Here is a 19,119-nt window from a genome sequence, read left to right as displayed (position 1 = left end):
CTCAACGCACCCGCTTCAGTTCGAGCAGCAGCACGCCGGCGAGCAGCCAGCCGAGCGTGCTCAGCAGGAAATAGGCCAGGTCGCGCAGGTCCAGCACGCCGCGCGCGATCGCCTCGAAGTGCCGCAGCATGCTGAGGTAGGCCAGCGCGTTGATGAGCCGGCGCGGCAGCGCGCCGGAGAAGAAGTCCAGCACCTGCGGCTGCCCGGCCAGGATCAGCAGCACGCAGACCACCGCGGTGAGCACGAAGGCCACCACCTGGCTGCGCGTGAGCGCGGACAGGCAGGCGCCGATCGCCACGAAGCTGCCGGCCATCAGCCAGCTGGCGAGGTAGCCCGCGAGGATCACGCCGTTGTCGGGCGAGCCCAGGTAGTTCACGGTGAGCCAGATCGGGAAGGTCAGCGCCAACGCCAGCCCCATGAACAGCCACGCGGCGAGGAACTTGCCGAGCATCGCCTGCCACAGCGTCACCGGCAGGGACAGCAGCAGCTCCAGCGTGCCGCCCTTGGCCTCCTCCGCCCACATGCGCATGGTGACCGCGGGCACCAGGATCAGGTACAGCCACGGGTGCATCGCGAAGAACGGCTGCAGGTCGGCCTGGCCGCGCTCGTAGAAATCGCCCGCGTAGAAGGTGAGGATGCCCGCCAGCACCAGGAAGATCACCAGGAACACCCAGGCCATCGGCGTCACGAAAAAGCTGCGCAGCTCGCGCCGCATCACCGCGTTGACCGGGCTCATGCATCCGCTCCGGGTTGCGCCGTGGTGATCTGGCGGAACACCTCGTCCAGCCGGCCGCGCTCGAGCTGGATCTCGGAGACCTCCAGCCCCTGCTCGCGCAGCAGCTGTTCCACCGGCTCCAGGATGCGCGCACCGGGCTTCGGGAAGACGGTGATGCGGCCATCCAGCGGATCCACCTCGATCGCGGACACCTGCGGCAACCGCCCCAGCATCTCCTGCGACACGCCGCTGCCCGGCGCGCTGAACGACACCGCGCCGTGGTAGCGCGAGCGCGCCTCCAGCTCGGCCGGCGTGGCGTCGGCCTGCAACCGGCCGTGCGCGAGGATCACCACGCGGTTGCACAGTGCGTGCACTTCCTCCAGCAGGTGCGTGGAGATCAGGATGGTGCGCTCGCGCGCCATCGCGTCGATCAGCTGGCGCACCGTGTGCTTCTGGTTCGGATCGAGGCCATCGGTGGGTTCGTCCAGCATCAGTACCGGCGGATTGTGCAGGATCGCCTGCGCCAGGCCCACGCGCCGGCGCAGTCCCTTGGACAGCGTATCGATGCTGGCCTCCAGCACGTCCTCCAGTTGCAGCCGGCCGACCACCTCGTCGAAGCGGCGACGGCCCACGTCGGCGCCCAGCTTGCGCATGCGCGCGATGAACACCAGGAACTCGCGTACCGTCATCTCGCCGTAGCTGGGCGCCCCCTCGGGCAGGTAGCCCAGTGCGCGACGCGCGGCCAGCGGCTCGCGCTGCACGTCGTGCCCGCACACGCGCGCGGTGCCCTCGCTGGGCGCCAGGAAGCCCGCGATCATGCGCATCGCGGTGGACTTGCCCGCACCGTTGGGACCGAGCAGCCCCAGCACCTGGCCGGGCTCGGCGCGGATGCTCAGCGCATCCACCGCGGTGAGGTTGCCATAGCGGCGGGTGAGTCGTTCGGTTTCGATCATGGATGCACGGACGAAAGGATCACCGCAATGTACCGCATGAGGCGCGGAAGGTTCCTTCGCCCCGGCCCGCAAACAAAAAGGCCCTTCGCGGGGAAGGGCCTTTCGTTGGAGCGGAAGCGCTTCAGTGCTTGCCGTGGTGCTTGGCCGGGTGCTTGGCCTCAGGCTTGGCCGCGGGAGCGGGAGCCGCCGCCGGAGCCGCCGCCGTGCTCGCCGGGGCCGGTGCGCTGCCGGCATCGGCCGGGGCCGGCGCACTGCCGGAGCTGGCCGGGGCCGCCACGTCCAGCGTCGGCTGCTTGATGCCGGCCGCCTGCTCCGGGGTCTGGTCCGGCGCATTGGTGATCGGCAGGTACACGTCGTATTCGGCGTAGCTGGTGATGTTGCCCTGCGCGTCCTTCACGTCGGGCTTGGCGAGGATGTCGTAGCTGCGGTTCACCACGTCGTCGAACTTGTAGCCGTGGGTCAGCGCATAGGCCTTCAGCTCGTCGCGCGTCTGCGGCACGCCGGCGGCGGTGCCGTTCCACACGCCTTCCAGCGCGGCGCCGCCGAAGGCCAGCGTGGCGCGCACGTCGCCGTCGACCACGAGGCGGCCCAGGCTGTCATGGTCGCCCGGGTTCAGCGCGGCGGGAGCAGCCGGGGCGGCGGCGGTGCCGGCATCGGCCGGCAGGGTGTTCGCGGCCGGCGGGGTCGGCGGGGTGAGCTGCTGGGCCTGCCCGTTGACATTGATGCTGCTCGAGTCGATCGGCATCGCCACATCGAAGCTGTAGGTGGTGTCGCCGTAGTTGGTGGTGAAGACGATGCGCGGACCGGTGACGTTCACGCCCAGCTTCTTCGCCGTGGTCAGGATCTGCGTCACGGCCTTGCCGATGGCATCGTTGAGGCCATCGATGCCGTCCTTGCGCTGGATCGAGGTCGACACCAGCAGCACCGGGGCCGGCTCGGTCTGGCGGATGTACGGGATCAGGTCGCCATAGTTGACGTTCGGCACCGAGGCCAGCACGTTCTGCAGGCTGTTCAGGCCGAACTCGATGAAGGAATCGGGATCGCCGTGGATGTACAGGTTGGCGAAGCGGTTCACCAAGTTCCAGCCGTACTTCACGTCGTAGGACCAGGTGATGTTGGTCAGCTGGTTGCGGCTGCCCTGGCGCTCGAGGTCGAAGGTGAAGGTCTTGTCGTAGCCCTTCCAGCCGTTCTCGATGTCCCACACGACGTGCGCGTCCTTGGCGGTGCCGTCGACCTTGCTGAAGTCCGGGGTGGCGCTGTCGATGGTCAGCGAGCCGTTGCCCACGGTGGGATCGCCGCTGGCCCAGCTCACCTCGGCACCGGGGCCGTAGGCCTTGCCGGACCAGGTGTACTTGATCTGCGGGTCACGCGAGGTCATCACCGAGAATTCGGGCAGGCGACGCAGGTTGGCGACCACGTCGTAGACCTGGCGCATGTCCTTGCCGACCACCAGCGAACGCTCGATATGGCCACTGCCAGGCATCACCACCGCGGCGAGCACGCCGACGCCGACGACGATGGCGCACGCCGCCAGGAATTCAAGAACACGAACACGCATCATTACAGGGTCTCCGAGCGTCTGTTACGCGGTACTCAGGTATGGCCCCAGCCATCGCGTGAGCCAGACGGCAGCTCGTTCGCAGGGGAGATGGCGGGGGTCGGCACGCGCCGAAGGCTTGGATGTTACTTGTTCAAGCGCTGGAACGCCATCGGGTTCCGGAGAGCCGCCCAGACGGCCATAAGGCCTTGCCGCAGAAGGCTTGCCCTGCCCCCGCCGCCCCTCGGGACACGGCATCCGCCGGCGCATGGAGGGACGCCCGGCGCGCTCAGACGATGCCCAGCTCCAGCGCCTTCAGCACGGCGCGGGTGCGGTCGCGCACGCCCAGCTTGGAGAGGATGTTGGAGACGTGGTTCTTCACCGTGCCCTCGGCCACCTTGAGCGAGTTGGCGATCTCCTTGTTGGAGTAGCCGCCGGAGAGCAGGCGCAGGATCTCGGTCTCGCGCTCGGTCAGCGGGTCGGGCTGCTCCAGGCTGGTGAACTGGTTCTGCATGCGACCGACGCCGGCCAGCAGGCGCTGGGTGACCATCGGCGCCACCAGCGAGCCGCCCGCGGCGACGGTGCGCACCGCCTCCACCAGCTGCTCCAGCGAGACGTCCTTCAGCAGGTAGCCGCGCGCGCCGGCCTTCAGGCCCTGCAGCACCAGCTGGTCGTCGTCGAAGGTGGTGAGGATGATGGTGGGCGGCAACTCGTTGCGCACGGACAGCGCCTGCAGCACTTCCAGCCCGCTCATGTTGGGCATGCGCAGGTCGAGCAGCACCACGTCGGGCTTCACCCGCGGGATGTCCACCACCGCCTGGGCGCCGTCGGCGCATTCGGCCACCACGCGGATGTCCTGCGCCAGGTCGAGCAGCGAGCGCACGCCCTGGCGCACCAGGTTCTGGTCATCGACGAGACAAACGGAAATCATCGCGGATCCTCGAAACGGTCGTCGTGCCGACGCGGCGGTGGATGACGAAGGGAGCAGGGCGGTGTCCGAACCGGAACATTCTGGCATGCGGAAACCGTGCGGCGCGATCGGGGGTGGGCATCACGGCACACTCAGGGCAGGCGGCACGCCGCGCGACGGTGCGTGGGCCAGTTCCGGCTGCTCGCCCAGCGGCAGTCGCACGGTGAGCGCGAAGCCCTCGCCCGGCGCGGTTTCCAGCACCAGGCTGCCGCCGAACTCGGCCAGCCGCTCGCGCATGCCGGAGAGGCCGTTGCCCGCCGCCGGCCGGGCGGCGCCGCGGCCGTCGTCGCGCGCATGCAGGCCCAGCAGGCTGGGGCCGGCATAAGCGAAGGTCAGCCACAGGTTGCGCGCGCCGGAATGCCTGGCGGCATTGGTGATGATTTCCTGCGCGCAACGCAGCAGCACCTGCGCGCGGCGCGGATCCTCCACGCTGAAGCGCGGCGGCATCGACACCTGCACGTCCAGCCCCGGCACGCCTTCGGTGAGGCTGCGCAGGGCCTGGGTGAGGTCGATGGCGTCGTCCTGGCGCAGCTCGCTCACCGCCTCGCGCACGTCGGCCAGCAGGTGCTTGGCGGTGGCCTGCGCCTTGCGCACGTGGTCGACGGCGGCGGCATCGCAGACGTGGCTGGCCACTTCCAGGTTCAGGCTCAGCGCGGTGAGGTGGTGACCGATCAGGTCGTGCAGCTCGCGCGCGATGCGCATGCGCTCGGCCAGCCGGCTGGACTCGGCCAGCAGCGCGCGGGTGGCGCGCAGCTCGGAGTTGAGCCGGCGCAGCGCCTCGCGTTCGTCGGTCTGCCGGCTGGCCACCATCGACACGACGAAGGCCAGCGCGCAGATGCCCAGGTAGATGATGGTCTGCAGGAAGGCCAACGCCAGCGTGGGGTATTCCGGGAAGCGCGTGAACACCGCCACCAGGCAGGCGTTCTGCAGCACCATGCACAGCACGCCGAGCCAGAACGGCAGCAGCCACGGCAGCACCATCGCCATCACCGCCAGGAACATCGCGGTGAGGCCGCTGTGGCTGTACCAGCCGATCGCCAGCGACGCCAGCGTCATCAGCATCAGGCCGAGCAGGCGCAGGCCGAGGTGGCGCCGCGAACCGAGGTCGTAGGTCACCGCCCAGTACAGCACGCCGAACACCAGGTAGCAGACCGACCACAGCAGCAAGGCGAGATCGGAACGATGCAGCAGGTTCAGGCGATCGGTCGCCCACGGCGTGAGCAACGGCGCACCCACGCACAGGTAGGTGAACAAACCGGCATAGCGCAGCAGCCGGATGTGGCTGAAATTGACCTGGGGCATGCCGCGCATGATTGGGCACGCGCCGGGCGCGCGCAATGCGCGGGAAGTCATCCATGACGAATGGCCCGGTACGGCTTTACGACACCTTTACATGTGGCGGCGCGGGGTGTGCCCCCGGCGGGTGCATGCCATAATGCGCACTTGCCGCGAGGCCAACTGGCCCTGGCCCATCCTCATTCCTGCGGAGCAACGAATGGCCCTCGCCATCCGCGACGTCAGCGAGCACGACCTGGACGCCGTGCTGGCCCTCAACAACGCCGGCGGTCAATCCATCATCGCCCTCGACGCCGTGCAGCTGCGCTACTTCTTCGAGCGCGCCGACTACTTCCGCGTGGCCGAGATCGATGGCCACCTCGCCGGCTTCCTGATCGGGCTGCGCGAAGGCGGCGACTACCAGAGCCCGAACTACCGCTGGTTCAGCGGACGCTACCCGTCGTTCCTGTACATCGACCGCATCGTGATCGCCAACGCCTACCGCCGCCACGGACTGGGGCGCATCTTCTACTGCGACGTCACCAGCTATGCCGAAGTGCGCGTGCCGAAGCTCACCTGCGAGGTGTTCCTGGAACCGCGCGACGACGTGATCGTGCTGTTCCACGGCACCTACGGCTTCCAGGAAGTCGGCCAGCAACGCATGGGGCCGAAGGGCCGCCAGGTGAGCCTGCTCGCCAAGGACCTGCCCAGCTACGCCTACGTGCGCGAGACCTGGCTGGCGCACGGCGGCCTGCCCGACGTGCCCTGGCTGGCCGAACGCCTGCGCCCCACCCCGACACCCAGCCCGCGCCGCATCGCCGGGGAACGCCACCAGTGAATGCAAGAATGGATACCGCCGACGCCTGCGACCTGCGCTTCGGCCAGGTCGGCATCGCCAACGTGCGCATCAAGCGCGTGGACGCCGCCGCACTCTGCGAGGAACTGGAGCGCCGCGTGCGCACCGCACCGCAGCTGTTCGCCCGCGCCGCCGTGGTGCTGGACCTCAGCCCGCTGCTGAAGCTGCCCGACGACGGCACCGTCGACGCGCTGCTGGAGGCCGTGCGCAGCGCCGGCATGCTGCCGGTGGGGCTGGCCTACGGCACCAGCGAGACCGAGGCGCTGGCCAGGCGCATGGGCCTGCCGCTGATCGCCAAGTTCCGCGCCGCCTACGAACCGGCCGACGGCGCCCCGGCGCCGGCAGCGGCGCCCGCACCGGCACCGGCACACGAAGCGGTGCGTGAAGCGGCGCCCGCCGAACCCGCCGCCGGGCGGACGGCGGGCACGCTGCACCACGACGGCACCGTGCGTTCCGGCCAGCAGGTCTACGCACGCGACCGCGACCTGGTGGTCACCGGCGCCGTCGCCAACGCCGCCGAGGTGATCGCCGACGGCGACATCCACATCTACGGCAGCCTGCGCGGCCGCGCCATGGCCGGCGCGCAGGGCGACGCCGACGCGCGCATCTTCGTGCACGACTTCCGCGCCGAGCTGGTGGCCATCGCCGGCCACTACCGCGTGTTCGAACAGATTCCCAAGGACCTCGAAGGCCAGTCCGTGCGATGCTGGCTGGAAGGCGAAAAACTGCTGCTGGCCAGGCTCTGACCGGCCGCGAACGCAACAACCACAACGACAATAAACAAACGCAACCGGGAGATGGTTCCTTGACCGCAGAAATCATAGTTGTCACTTCGGGCAAGGGCGGCGTCGGCAAGACCACGACCAGCGCCTCGCTCGCCACCGGCCTCGCGATGGCCGGCAAGAAGGTCGCGGTGATCGACTTCGACGTCGGCCTGCGCAACCTCGACCTCATCATGGGCTGCGAGCGCCGCGTGGTGTACGACTTCGTCAACGTCGTGCACGGCGAGGCCACGCTGAAGCAGGCGCTGATCAAGGACAAGCGCCACGAGAACCTGTTCGTGCTGGCCGCCAGCCAGACCCGCGACAAGGACGCGCTGACCCAGGAGGGCGTGGAGAAAGTGCTAGACGGCCTGTCCGAGGACGGCTTCGACTACATCGTCTGCGACTCGCCCGCCGGCATCGAGAAGGGCGCGCACCTGGCGATGTACTTCGCCGACATGGCGGTGGTGGTGGTGAACCCCGAGGTGTCCTCGGTGCGCGACTCCGACCGCATCCTCGGCCTGCTCGCCAGCAAGACGCGGCACGCCGAACGCGCCGACGGCACCACCGTCAAGCAGCACCTGCTGCTGACCCGCTACAACCCGGCGCGCGTGGCCAGCGGCGACATGCTCAGCGTGAAGGACGTCGAGGAGATCCTCGGCATCACCGTGGTGGGCGTGATCCCGGAATCGGAACAGGTGCTGGCCGCCTCCAACTCGGGCGTGCCGGTGATCCTCGACGAAGCCTCCAACGCGGGCCACGCCTACCACGACACCGTGGCCCGCATCCTCGGCGAGGAGCGAGCCCTGCGCTTCCTCGAAGTGCCGAAGAAGGGCTTCCTGCAGCGCGTATTCGGAGGCTGAGCCGATGGGCATTCTCGACTTCCTGAAACGCAAGCCCGAACCCACCGCCGGCGTCGCCAAGGAGCGCCTGCGCATCATCGTGGCGCAGGAGCGCTCCACCCGCGGCAGCCCCGACTACCTGGCACGCATGCGCAACGAGCTGCTTGAAGTCATCAAGAAATACGTGAACGTCGACATCGACGCGATCAACATCAACGTCGAGCGCGACGGCGGGCACGAGGTGCTGGAGCTCTCGGTGGCGCTGCCCGAAGGCAAGGCCGCGTCCACGCCCGCGGCTTGAGAGGCTTCCCCCACCTCTCCCCGCGGGGAGAGGGCCGGGGTGAGGGGCCTCGCCGGCCCCGCCCCGGCGGTTGTCGCGCCGAACGTGTTTTGCCTTCCAAGGCATCCAAGGATCCGCCTTCCCGCCATCGACCCCTCACCCCAACCCTCTCCCCGAAGGGGAGCGGGGGCGCCATGTCCAATTCCGTATTACGCCTCGCCGACATCGACGCCACCGCCGTCGAATCCCTGCTCGCCCGCCACGGCCTCGCCCTGCAGAGCGTGGCCGACGGCATGCCGATTCCCGGCAGCTACTGGGGCGACGAGGAGGCCGGCATCATCGGCCACGCCGTGTACGCGCGCGGCGACACGCCGGTGCACTCGCTGCTGCACGAGGCCTGCCACCTGATCGTGCTGCCGCCGCAGCGGCGCGCCGCCGTGCACACCGACGCCACCGACTCCATCGAGGAGGAGGACGCCACCTGCTACCTGCAGATCGTGCTGGCCGACGAACTGCCCGACGTGGGAGGCGCCCGCCTGATGGCGGACATGGACGCCTGGGGCTACAGCTTCCGGCTGGGCTCCACCCGCGCCTGGTTCGAACAGGACGCGGAGAACGCACGACGCTGGCTGCTCGAGCGCGGGTTGCTCACGCCCGACGGCAAGCCATAGATGATCCCCAGACACCCCGTGTCGTCGCGCGGCCGTCAGCCTGGCGATCATGGACGGGCGCGCTGACGCTACGATGCGCGCTGCCGACTGATTCCATCCCCTCCACCTGCAGGCCCACCGTGGCGCGATCAACGCACGACTCCTTCGACCTCGACCACCTGCGCCGCCGCATGGCGCGCGGCCTGATGCGCCTGCTGTTCGGCAGGCCCGCCGAGCCCAGCGGCGAGCCGCTGCCGCGCCGCGGCATCCATCGCATCCTGGTCTGCCACATCAGCCACACGCTGGGCAATGCACTGCTGCTGACGCCGCTGATCCAGGAACTGGAGGCCACCTGGCCCGGCGCCGAGATCGACATCGTCACGCGCAGCCAGGTGGGCGGGCTGCTGTACGGCCACTACGCGCGCGTGAACCAGGTGTTCCAGTTGCCCTCGCATGGCTTTGGCCATCCGGTGCAGTGGCTGCGCGGGCTGCGCGGCATGCGCAAGGCGCACTACGACCTGGCGATCGACGTCGACCCGCAATCGCAGACCGGCCGCCTGCTGCTGCTGAAGGCGCGCGCCACCTGGACGCTGGGTTTCAGCGGCCGCAAGAAGAGCGGCAGCGTGACCCACGCGGTCGAAGTGCCCGAACACGTGCAGAACAAGGGCCAGCGCCCGGTCTACCTGCTGCGCAAGGCGCTGGGCGCCGGCACCGAGGCCGACTATCCCGTGCCCGACCTCCGCCTCGACGAGGCCGAACGCGCACGGGGCCGGCGCGTGCTCGACCGCGTGCTCGCCACCGCCCCGGCCGATGCGGCGCAGCGCAAGGTGGTCGGCGTGTTCGCCAACGCCACCGGCACCAAGCTGCTCGGCAAGGACTGGTGGAACCCGCTGCTGGCGACGCTGGAACAACTGCGCCCGGACTGCCGGCTGGTGGAGATCGTGCCGATGACCGGCCGCTCCATGCTGGACTCGCGCTACCCCAGCTACTTCTCCACCGACCTGCGCCAGCTCGGCGGCGTGCTCGCCAACCTCGACGCCTACCTCAGCCTCGACTGCGGCATCATGCACCTCGCCAATGCCTCGCGCGTGCCCACCCTGGGCATCTTCACCATCACGCGCGCCGACGAATGGGGCCCGTACGGCCCGGGCAACCACGTGATCGCCGCCTACGACCTCGCGCCCGAAGCGGTGGCGCGGGAGCTCGCCGCGCGAATGTAGGAGCACCCTGTGCGCGAATGCTGTTGGCTTTGATCGAAGCATCAGGGCATTCGCGCCCAGGGGTCGCTCCTACGCTGCCCCATGCTGCGCTAGTCTTCCCGTGTCGCCGTGCCGCCACCTGCGGATGCGGCCCACCACGCCACGGGAAGCTTCAATGAAACCGCTCAGCCGGATCGCCTGCGCCATTGCCCTCGCCCTGCCGCTGGGCAGCACCGCCTTCGCCGCGCAGCCCTTGCCGGCCAATGCCGCATCGGCACCGACGACGGCGGCCGACCAGGCCTTCACGCAGCTGGCCGACCAGTACTTCGACACCTACTACTTCCCCACCAACCCCAGCACCGCCACCTCCGACGGTTTCCATACGTGGGACGGCAAGCTGGAGGATTACTCGCGCGCCGGCGTGGATGCCAACATCAAGGCGCTGCAGCAGTGGCAAGGGCGCGTGTCGGCCGTCGATCCGAAGACGCTCGGCCCCTTCGTGCAGGGCGACCGCGAACTGCTGCTCAACAACATCCGCAGCACCCTGCTCACGCTGCAGACCATCAAGCCGTGGCAGAAGAATCCCGACAACTATTCCAGCGGCATCACCAGCAGCGCTTTCACCCTGATGGAACGCAAGTTCGCCTCGCCCGAGACGCGGCTGCGCGCGCTGATCGCCCGCGAAAAGCAGATGCCCGCCGCCCTCGCCGACGCGCGCAAGAACCTCGACAACCCACCGCGGATCTTCACGCAGATCGCGCTGGAGCAGTTGCCCGGCCTGGTGGACTTCTTCCAGCACGACGTGCCCTCCGCCTTCGCCGACGTCAGCGATGCGGACCTCAAGCAGCAGTTCGCCGCCAGCAATGGCGCGGTGATCAAGGCCCTGCAGGACTACCAGGCGTGGCTGAAGTCCGACCTGCTGCCGCGCTCGCACGGCGACTTCCGCCTCGGCGCGCAGGCCTACCGCGACAAGCTGAAGTACGACGAGATGGTCACCCTGCCGCTCGATCGACTGCTTGCCATCGACACCGCGAACATGCGCGCGAACCAGCAGCAGTTCGCCAAGGTGGCGCACGAGCTCGACCCCACCAAGACACCGCAGCAGGTGCTGGCCGAACTGGCCGCCGACCATCCCGCGCCGGACCAGCTGCTGACCGTATTCCGCGACAGCCTCGGCAAGCTGGTGGCCTTCATCCGGCAGCAGCACATCATCACCATTCCCTCGGACGTGCTGCCCCTCGTGGAGGAGACGCCGCCCTTCATGCGCGCCACCACCTTCGCCTCGATGGACACGCCCGGGCCGTACGAGACGGTGGCGAAGGAGGCCTACCTCAACGTCACCCTGCCCGATCCGTCGTGGGACAAGCAGCACACCGACGAATTCATGGCGCAGTTCAGCTATCCGGTGATCAACAGCGTGGCGACGCACGAGGCCTATCCGGGCCATTACGTGCAGTTCCTGTGGATGCACCATCTCGACGACCGCGTGCGCAAGCTGCTGGGCGCGAACACCAACGTGGAAGGCTGGGCGCACTACTGCGAACAGATGATGCTGGACGAGGGGCTGGCGCAATACCTCTATCCAAACGACCGCCGCCAGCAATTGCTGCTGCGCCTCGGCCAGTTGCAGGATGCTCTGCTGCGCAACGCGCGCTTCATCGTCGGCATCAAGCTGCACACCGGCCAGATGACGATGGACCAGGCCATCGATTTCTTCGTCAAGGAAGGCTACCAGTCGCGCGCCGTGGGCGAAGTGGAAACCAAGCGCGGCACCGGCGACCCCACCTACCTCTACTACACGCTGGGCAAGCTGGAGATCCTCAAGCTGCGCGCCGACGTGGAGAAGAAGCAGGGCAAGGACTTCAATCTCGAACGCTTCCATGACGCCTTCATGCAGCAGGGTTTCGCGCCCATCGCGATCGTGCGCAAGGCGATGCTGGGAGACGATTCGCCGGTGCTTTGACGCGGCACGCCGCCGCACCACTCCGGAGGACGAATGGGCATGCGCAGGCTGGTCGCACTGTTCGACGGCACCTGGGAAAAACCGGAATCGTGCACCAACGTGGAGCGGCTGCGCCGATTGATCGCGCCACGCGACGCAGCAGGTGCCGAGCAACGGGTCGAATATTTCGCCGGCGTCGGGGTCGGCGTGATGTCCAGGCTGGCCCATCTGCTGGGTGGCGCGTTCGGCTACGGCTTCGCCGGCACCGTGAAGGACGGCTATCGCTGGCTGTGCCGGCAATGGCAACCCGGCGACCAGATCTGGCTGTTCGGCTTCAGCCGCGGCGCCTATACCGCGCGCAGCCTCGCCGGGATGATCCGCAAATGCGGCCTGCTGCGCCGCGATGGCGACGGCGGGATCGGCCACGCTGCCGTCGCGGCGGCCTACGCGTTCTATCGCAACTGCGCGATCAAGCCTGGCGATGCCGCCGCCATCGCCTGGCGCGCCGCATGCTCGGTGGAAACGGACATCCATTTCATCGGCGCATGGGACACCGTGGGCGCGCTCGGCATCCCGCACACCGCTGCATGGTTCCCGTTCGCCCGCACGCGCTACGAGTTCCACGACACCGAGCTCAGCCACATCGTCAAGCACGCCTACCAGGCGCTGGCGCTGGACGAGCATCGCGCCGACCTCGCGCCGACCAAGTGGACGCGCAACCCGGCCACGCTGGCCCCCGGCGAATCCCGCACCGACAAGAAGGCCGGACAGCTCGACATGGAGCAGCGCTGGTTCGTGGGCGCGCACGGCGACATCGGCGGCAGCTACCTGCACGACGGTGCCGGCCGCACGTCCGACCCGCTGTCCGACCTCGCGCTGGCATGGCTGCAGCACAAGGCGATCGCGGCCGGGCTGGCCTGCAGCGAGACCTTCCTGCCGCCGCCCGACGCCGAGCTCGGCACGCCGCGCGACTCCTACGCCGAGTTCATGTTCGGCCTCTACAAACTGTTCCGGCCGCCGTACGACCGCGTGCTCGGCGGCGGCGTCAACGAGACGCTGGACAGCTCGGTATGGCGGCACGCCAGCCGCACCGACTACCGCTCGCCCACGCTGGAGCAGGCGCTGCGCAACGATGTGATCCCGGCTCCGCCGGGCGTCGCCTGATGGCCCCGCTGGGCAGCGTGGCGGCGCATCGGCTAGCATGCCGGTCCATGCGGGAGATGGCATGCCTCCCGTTCCAGCGCAGCATGGCTGCCGGAACGAACCGCCCAAGTGCGAAAGCGCCGAAGCTGATGATGCCTGCACCACCGGACCCCGGCGGCGCAGGCGTGCCTGTCGCTGCGAACCATCGCCACGCAGACAGGAGATGCCAACCGTGAGTCTTGCTGGATTCGTTGCCGTGGGCCTGGGCGGCATGCTGGGCTGCTGGCTGCGCTGGATGCTCGGCGTGCTGCTGAACCCGGTGTTCCCCACCCTGCCACTGGGCACGCTGGCCGCCAACCTGATCGGCGGCATCGTGATGGGCCTGGTGATGGCCGTGTTCGCCCACTACCCGGCGATACCGCCGGCGGTGCAGCTGTTCGCCACCACCGGCTTCCTCGGCGGCCTGACCACCTTCTCCACCTTCTCGGCCGAGGCCAACACGCTGCTGCTGCGCCGGCAGTCGTTGTGGACCTTCATCCACGTGATGGCGCACCTGGCCGGCACGCTGGCGCTGACCATGCTCGGCATCGTGCTCGTGCGCAGCGTGCTGCACTGACATGCGCCATCGACAGGAGACAACATCGTGAACCTCCCCGGATTCCTCGCCGTGGGCCTGGGCGGCCTGCTGGGTTGCTGGCTGCGCTGGGTGCTGGCCGTGCTGCTCAACCACCTCTTCCCCGACCTGCCGCCCGGCACACTGGCCGCCAACCTCATCGGCGGCCTGCTGATGGGCTGCCTGATGGGCGTGTTCGAGCGCTTCCAGACCCTGCCGCCGGCCGTGCGCCTGTTCGCCGCCACCGGCTTCCTCGGCGGCCTCACCACTTTCTCCACCTTCTCGGCCGAAGCCAATACCTTGATCCTGCGTGGACAGTACCTGTGGTTTGGTCTGCACGTGGCGGCCCACCTCTTCGGCACCCTGGCCCTCACCCTGTTCGGCATCTTCCTCGTGCGAAGCCTCCTGCGCCGCCGCGCAGGCGCATACTGATTCGAAGGAGACGACATGAGTTCGGAAACCCTGATCGACGGCGTCTACCTGCGCTTCTACACGCACGCGCATGCGCGGCACGACGGCCTGCTGTTGTCCGAATGGTTGCTGGAACAGGCCAGGAAGCACAAGCTCGGCGGCGGCTCGGTGTTCCGCGCCATCGCCGGCTTCGGCCGCCACGGCGTGCTGCACCAGGAAGCCTTCTTCGAACTGGCCGACGACCTGCCGGTGAAGATCGAGTTCCTGCTGCGCGGGAGCGAGGCCGACACCCTGCTCGAGCTGGTGCGCCAGGCCAAGGTGGAGCTGGTCTATGCCCGCGAACCCGCCCGCATCGGCGTGCTCGGCAAGGAGCGCTCGGCATGAGCCAGGATTCGCTGCAGCAACGCGCCGCCGACCTGCTGCAACACGCCGGCATCCGCATCGATGGCGACGCGCCCACCGACATCCGCGTGCACGACGAGCGCATCTACGCGCGCGTGTTCGCGCACGGCTCGCTGGGCCTGGGCGAGGCCTACATGGACGGCTGGTGGGATGCGGACGACCTGCCCGGCCTGATGACCCGGCTGCTCACCTCGCGCCTCGACGAACACCTCAGGACGCTGGACACCCTGATCGCCCACTTCAAGGCGCGCTTCGTCAACCTGCAACGCGGCGAGCACAGCTTCGAGATCGGCAAGGCGCACTACGACCTCGGCAACGACCTGTTCCAGGCCATGCTGGGCAAGCGGCTGGTGTACTCCTGCGGCTACTGGGCGCACGCCGACAACCTCGACGACGCGCAGGCGGCCAAGCTCGACCTCGTCTGCCGCAAGCTGCAACTGCGGCGCGGCCAGCGCGTGCTGGACATCGGCTGCGGCTGGGGCGAGGCGCTGAAGTACGCGGCGGAAAACTACGGCATCGAGGGCGTGGGCATCACCGTCTCGGAACAGCAGGCCGAATTCGCCCGCGAACTGTGCAGGGGCCTGCCGATCGAGATCCGCCTGCAGGACTACCACGAGCTCGACGAGCGCTTCGACGCGGTGTACTCCATCGGCATGTTCGAGCACGTGGGCGGCCGCAACTACCGCGCCTATTTCGAAACCGTGCGGCGCTGCCTGAAGGATGGCGGCCTCTCGCTGTTGCATTGCATCGGCAGCAACAACACGCCGGCGCGGCCCGATCCATGGATCGAGAAATACATCTTCCCCAACTCGATGATCCCCGCCGCCAGCCAGGTGACGGCCGCGCTGGAAGGCCTGTTCGTGGTCGAGGACTGGCACAACTTCGGGCCCGACTACGACCGCACGCTAAGCGCCTGGCGCGCCAACTTCGACGCAGCCTGGCCGCAACTCGCCGCGGATTACGACGAGCGGTTTCGGCGCATGTGGCATTACTACCTTGCCGCTTCCACCGCGGTGTTTCGCAGCCGGCGTGATCAGTTGTGGCAGTTGGTGCTCAGCCCCGACGGCGTGCCGGGCGGATTGCGCGTGCCGCGCTGAGGAAAGGCTTGATTTTGCCCGTCATCCCGGCGAACGTTGGACAAGCACGCAGTGTGCAGAACGCCCGCAGGGCGGCCCCGGAGAGGCGAACGCAACGAGTCATCCAGTGCCTCCAATTCCTCGCGCAAGAAACAAAGCCGTTTCGTGCGCCTGTCGGCGCCCGAGTTACTTTTCTCTTGCGTGGCCAAGAGAAAAGTAACCGAAAGAGAAGGCCACACCGCGGCGGCGCTCTCCGGGCATTCCCGGATCAGGTCCGGGACAGGCTCTGCCCTCCGAGTCCGTGAGGCGTGGCCGGGCTTTTCGGCCGGACTCCTGTCCGGTCGAAAAGGCATCGCCATCCCTGGCGATGCCCGCTGCGCGGCCTGATCGTCCACGCCTCACCGCCGCCGAGGGGCCCCGAACAGCAGGCGCGCATCCTGCGCGCCAGAAGCCAAACGCAACAGACCGCACGCATCGGCAAGATGTGCATATCCGCTTTTTCGAGGTGATAAGACATACAAGCCTCGTTCTGCGAGATACGCACACGAGCGCGCCCCGTGTGGCACCGGAAGGAGCCGGGCAAGTGCATGATTGCTTACAGGATTTCACCGCTTGACGAGTTGAAGACAAGCGCGGAGCATCCGTGCGTATGCCCCGATCCGGGGTCTACTTAGCGTTAGGCATCCAGCATGCATCCCATGAACCCGATAGAAATTATCCTCGCATTGCTTGGACTTATTGGCATCGGGGGCATCATCGCGAATGTTCAAACCAAGCATAAAGAACTTTCGTTCAAGGCCTTAGAGAACAAGGAGCGTCGTTACAAATCCTGCCTGCTATACATGGATGTCTACTTCAACCCATCGAACATCAAGTATCTGTCTAGTCGGCAACCGGACATCCATTCCTCTTCGGACGTCATTGAGTACCTGAGAGCCGAATACCACGAGATGATTCTCTACGCTGCCAAGCCCGTCATACTCAGCGTCAAGGCATTTATCGAACATCCCAGCAGAGACAACTTTTTGGCGTCAGTTCTCGCCATGCGTCAAGACCTTTGGACAAAGCAATCCAATCTAACAATCGGCGACGTTGCCTTGGCAAAAGGCGATGCCTAACATTTCGTCCAAGGCGGACGCCTCCGGCGCCGCTTAACTCCAGCGTTAGGGCCCATGACACAATTCTTCGGCTATCTCAGTCTCGGGCTAGGAGCTGCAGTCGTCGCTCTGCTTGTTGCATGCCGTGTCGTTGCCAATCGCTTCTTCGACCAACTCATTGCTACTCACCCCGAGTTGCTAGAGTCACTACCTGACAGCCCACCAATAATCCTTGGATCCCGCTACGGACCGCTCCAATCGTCATACATGAAGTATCTAAAGGAGCACCGCTATAGCCTCCTCGCGGAACCAGATCTCCGCACGAAGGGATATCGCTCTTGGGTTCTCGTTGCCTCATACGCCGCTGTGTTCGTTGCATTTCTAATTTCCCTGTTGTTGTGGAACTACTTCCGCAACAATGGGCCCTAACAATTCGTTCAAGGCGGACGGCTTCGCCGCCGCTTAACTCCAGCGTTAGGCATCACCAGGGAGAATGATGTGACTTCGGAAATGCTTCTTGGTTGGGCCACCTGGGGCGCCATCGCTGGCTTGCTTTTCGGCTTGGTCCCACTGGCTGCCGGCCTCTATCGGCGCAGGCCAAAGAGTGCACTTATTTCCTTCATTGTCTGCGTCGCAGTGGGTGCGGCGTTCGGCTCATATGGCGCGCTACCTGCCGGCCTTATGCTGGCTGCACATATTTGGCGCGGCAAGCCTATCAGAGGTGCTTCTGGCGAGGTGCCACAATGATGCCTAACATTTCGTTCAAGGCGGACGGCTTCGCCGCCGCTTAACTCCGGCGTTAGGCCTTTGCTTGTGTGGCAACGCGGCTAGGTGGGTTTCGTTCTTCAGCGCGTTGTCGTGTAGTGTTTCGCTTCGGCAAGTCTGCTTGTGGTGTTTGCGGCAAGCCGTCAAGTTTCAAAGCGTGGGGTTTGTGGCTCGTTGCTGTTGCACGGCGTCGTGTGGTTTGCCTTGGCACGCTCGGGCAGCAAATCCCTAACCAGTCATTCAAGCGGACGGCTCCGCCGCCGCTTAATTCCAGCGTTAGGCCACTATGCGCATCCCCCTCGATACCATCGGAGAAATCCGTAACAGCGAAAAGGCCGAGCATCGAGTGCTGGTCTCGGGTGATACCGAGAGTACGGATGGCTTGTTTATTTACGAGTGGTGGGTTGGTTCAAACGGCCCCAATGCGAACAATGCGTTCGATTCTTGGGTCGCTGATCGGCAAGAGCTCCAACAATTTTTTAAGGAGGCCGGCTGGGATGTTGCGTGGCCGGCCTAACATCTCGTTCAAGGCGGACGGCTTCGCCGCCGCTTAACTCTAGCGTTAGACGTTTCTTGGAGGTACTCCGTGAAATCTGACAACCTCTTTGTTGCTACTCTTGTTGCCTTTGTGGTCGGCATTTTGCAAATGGTTTTCCTGCTTTATGCTTGGGCCTACATCGCAGTCCACTCACCAATTCCTTCTTGGCTAGCCACGCATGGCGTCACGGGCCTTTCCTGGAAAGCAGTCGTTTACGCGCAGGATTGGCTAATCAATATTGCGCTCTGTCTGCCAGCCGCCTATGTTCTATGCAAGTTGCGTCCGCGCAAGCTCTTCATTTATTTAATTCTTGCAGTCGTACCAAGCCTTCTCTGGCAGTACCGCCTCGCCTTCTTTGACCCTCAGGCATTTAGTAATTTCACAGCTTTTCTTCCTGGCGCATTGCTAGCAGTATTCATGCTGCCGGCCGCCACTGCCATCGTACGCTTGGCTCAACGCCACGGAAACGTCTAACTATTCGTTCAAGGCGGACGGCTTCGCCGCCGCTTAACTCAAGCGTTAGGCCGTCATACAAATGCGAATTGGGAAAGTAATTCTTGCAGCATCTCTCTTGGCGTGCCCACGTGCACAGGCTTCTGCCGGTGACTTGAAGCAATGTCGTGGTAACCCGGTGGTAGCTGGCCCATGCTTTGCGGTACATGGACGCATCGGACGCTATTTTGGGAATCCCGAATGGCGTATTTGGCCTGTTGGCACGCAACGGCTGCTTGGTGTAGTGCCGGACCCCGTGGAGTCTGGAAATCCAGAAGTCGTAGCACTGGGAAGAAAACTGCAGGAAGATCGAGTTTATGTGGCATTTGCCGACTTCCAAGTTTGCCCGCTTGAAAAGGAAGTTCTGGGTTCGCTACAGGATGTATGTATCGAGAGAATCCAGAAAATTTCAATAAAAGTCTGCGAGCCCGACGCCAAAAATTGTCATATCGAGCGCTGGCATGATGTTGTGCGTTAGCAGGCTGTTGAGAAGCGACATCTTTCGCGCTACGCGATAGCTTTCATAGATCGTGCAGCGCCATCCTTGGCGGTTTCACGTCAACCTTGCCCTTCTTCCGGACGCACGTTTCCTCAAGTCGGTG

At 66.2% G+C, this 19,119-nt stretch carries 21 protein-coding genes and 1 riboswitch; of the genes, 16 read left to right on the top strand and 5 right to left on the bottom strand.

Annotated elements, in window-relative coordinates:
• Window position 1: 1 nt before the first annotated feature.
• The 5 genes from IHE47_RS02605 to IHE47_RS02585 form a co-directional block, all read right to left on the bottom strand.
• Window positions 2–736, bottom strand: coding sequence for an ABC transporter permease subunit (locus IHE47_RS02605; RefSeq protein ID WP_192103944.1), 735 nt, complete (start codon window positions 734–736; stop codon window positions 2–4).
• A complete protein-coding gene (locus IHE47_RS02600) occupies window positions 733–1,668 on the bottom strand; it encodes an ABC transporter ATP-binding protein (RefSeq protein ID WP_192103942.1) in 936 nt (311 codons plus the stop codon). The genes IHE47_RS02605 and IHE47_RS02600 overlap by 4 nt, the downstream gene beginning before the upstream one ends.
• A 121-nt stretch (window positions 1,669–1,789) precedes the next feature.
• Window positions 1,790–3,229: a polyketide cyclase gene (locus IHE47_RS02595; protein WP_225561574.1), complete on the bottom strand. Its 1,440-nt coding sequence runs from the start codon at window positions 3,227–3,229 to the stop codon at window positions 1,790–1,792.
• Between the two features lie 265 nt (window positions 3,230–3,494).
• Window positions 3,495–4,136, bottom strand: a complete 642-nt coding sequence (locus tag IHE47_RS02590; RefSeq protein ID WP_192103940.1) for a response regulator transcription factor — start codon at window positions 4,134–4,136, stop codon at window positions 3,495–3,497.
• Between the two features lie 120 nt (window positions 4,137–4,256).
• Entirely contained in the window at window positions 4,257–5,486 is a 1,230-nt protein-coding gene (locus IHE47_RS02585) for a sensor histidine kinase (protein WP_192103938.1), read from the bottom strand.
• A 184-nt stretch (window positions 5,487–5,670) separates the two neighbouring features.
• On the opposite strand from IHE47_RS02585, the gene IHE47_RS02580 reads away from it, so the two are divergent.
• From IHE47_RS02580 to IHE47_RS02505, 16 genes are all read left to right on the top strand, one after another.
• On the top strand, window positions 5,671–6,288 hold the full coding sequence (locus IHE47_RS02580; RefSeq protein ID WP_192103937.1) for a GNAT family N-acetyltransferase: 618 nt from the start codon (window positions 5,671–5,673) through the stop codon (window positions 6,286–6,288).
• A complete protein-coding gene (minC, locus tag IHE47_RS02575) occupies window positions 6,285–7,052 on the top strand; it encodes a septum site-determining protein MinC (protein ID WP_192103935.1) in 768 nt (255 codons plus the stop codon). Before IHE47_RS02580 ends, minC begins: the two co-directional genes overlap by 4 nt.
• A gap of 59 nt (window positions 7,053–7,111) precedes the next feature.
• The gene (gene minD, locus IHE47_RS02570; RefSeq protein ID WP_225561572.1) at window positions 7,112–7,930 is read left to right on the top strand and encodes a septum site-determining protein MinD; all 819 of its coding nucleotides are present in this window, start codon (window positions 7,112–7,114) and stop codon (window positions 7,928–7,930) included.
• 4 nt (window positions 7,931–7,934) lie between these two features.
• Entirely contained in the window at window positions 7,935–8,210 is a 276-nt protein-coding gene (minE, locus tag IHE47_RS02565; protein WP_192103931.1) for a cell division topological specificity factor MinE, read from the top strand.
• A gap of 173 nt (window positions 8,211–8,383) precedes the next feature.
• Complete coding sequence (locus tag IHE47_RS02560) at window positions 8,384–8,860, top strand: hypothetical protein (protein ID WP_192103929.1); 477 nt, start codon at window positions 8,384–8,386, stop codon at window positions 8,858–8,860.
• Between the two features lie 119 nt (window positions 8,861–8,979).
• A complete protein-coding gene (locus tag IHE47_RS17950; RefSeq protein ID WP_192103927.1) occupies window positions 8,980–10,059 on the top strand; it encodes a glycosyltransferase family 9 protein in 1,080 nt (359 codons plus the stop codon).
• A gap of 154 nt (window positions 10,060–10,213) precedes the next feature.
• Window positions 10,214–12,001, top strand: coding sequence for a DUF885 domain-containing protein (locus IHE47_RS02550; RefSeq protein WP_192103925.1), 1,788 nt, complete (start codon window positions 10,214–10,216; stop codon window positions 11,999–12,001).
• Window positions 12,002–12,040: 39 nt separating this feature from the next.
• On the top strand, window positions 12,041–13,144 hold the full coding sequence (locus IHE47_RS02545; protein ID WP_225561571.1) for a DUF2235 domain-containing protein: 1,104 nt from the start codon (window positions 12,041–12,043) through the stop codon (window positions 13,142–13,144).
• A 43-nt stretch (window positions 13,145–13,187) separates the two neighbouring features.
• Window positions 13,188–13,289, top strand: a riboswitch (Fluoride riboswitch).
• 66 nt (window positions 13,290–13,355) lie between these two features.
• On the top strand, window positions 13,356–13,739 hold the full coding sequence (gene crcB / locus IHE47_RS02540; RefSeq protein ID WP_192103921.1) for a fluoride efflux transporter CrcB: 384 nt from the start codon (window positions 13,356–13,358) through the stop codon (window positions 13,737–13,739).
• A 27-nt stretch (window positions 13,740–13,766) separates the two neighbouring features.
• Window positions 13,767–14,168 carry a fluoride efflux transporter CrcB gene (gene crcB / locus IHE47_RS02535; protein ID WP_192103919.1) on the top strand — a complete coding sequence of 134 codons (402 nt, stop codon included), beginning with the start codon at window positions 13,767–13,769 and terminating at the stop codon, window positions 14,166–14,168.
• 15 nt (window positions 14,169–14,183) lie between these two features.
• Window positions 14,184–14,531, top strand: a complete 348-nt coding sequence (locus IHE47_RS02530) for a DUF190 domain-containing protein (protein WP_192103917.1) — start codon at window positions 14,184–14,186, stop codon at window positions 14,529–14,531.
• Window positions 14,528–15,646 carry a cyclopropane fatty acyl phospholipid synthase gene (gene cfa, locus IHE47_RS02525; protein ID WP_192103915.1) on the top strand — a complete coding sequence of 373 codons (1,119 nt, stop codon included), beginning with the start codon at window positions 14,528–14,530 and terminating at the stop codon, window positions 15,644–15,646. The genes IHE47_RS02530 and cfa overlap by 4 nt, the downstream gene beginning before the upstream one ends.
• Before the next feature lie 677 nt (window positions 15,647–16,323).
• Window positions 16,324–16,743 carry a hypothetical protein gene (locus tag IHE47_RS02520; protein ID WP_192103914.1) on the top strand — a complete coding sequence of 140 codons (420 nt, stop codon included), beginning with the start codon at window positions 16,324–16,326 and terminating at the stop codon, window positions 16,741–16,743.
• A 1,030-nt stretch (window positions 16,744–17,773) separates the two neighbouring features.
• Entirely contained in the window at window positions 17,774–18,004 is a 231-nt protein-coding gene (locus tag IHE47_RS02515) for a hypothetical protein (protein WP_192103912.1), read from the top strand.
• Window positions 18,005–18,073: 69 nt separating this feature from the next.
• Entirely contained in the window at window positions 18,074–18,499 is a 426-nt protein-coding gene (locus IHE47_RS02510) for a hypothetical protein (RefSeq protein ID WP_192103910.1), read from the top strand.
• 133 nt (window positions 18,500–18,632) lie between these two features.
• Window positions 18,633–18,995, top strand: coding sequence for a hypothetical protein (locus tag IHE47_RS02505; protein WP_192103908.1), 363 nt, complete (start codon window positions 18,633–18,635; stop codon window positions 18,993–18,995).
• The last annotated feature ends 124 nt before the right edge of the window (window positions 18,996–19,119 follow it).

Source organism: Rhodanobacter sp. DHB23, from assembly GCF_014842975.1.
Taxonomy (GTDB): Bacteria; Pseudomonadota; Gammaproteobacteria; order Xanthomonadales; family Rhodanobacteraceae; genus Rhodanobacter_A.
This window is presented reverse-complemented; position numbering and strand designations above follow the sequence as displayed.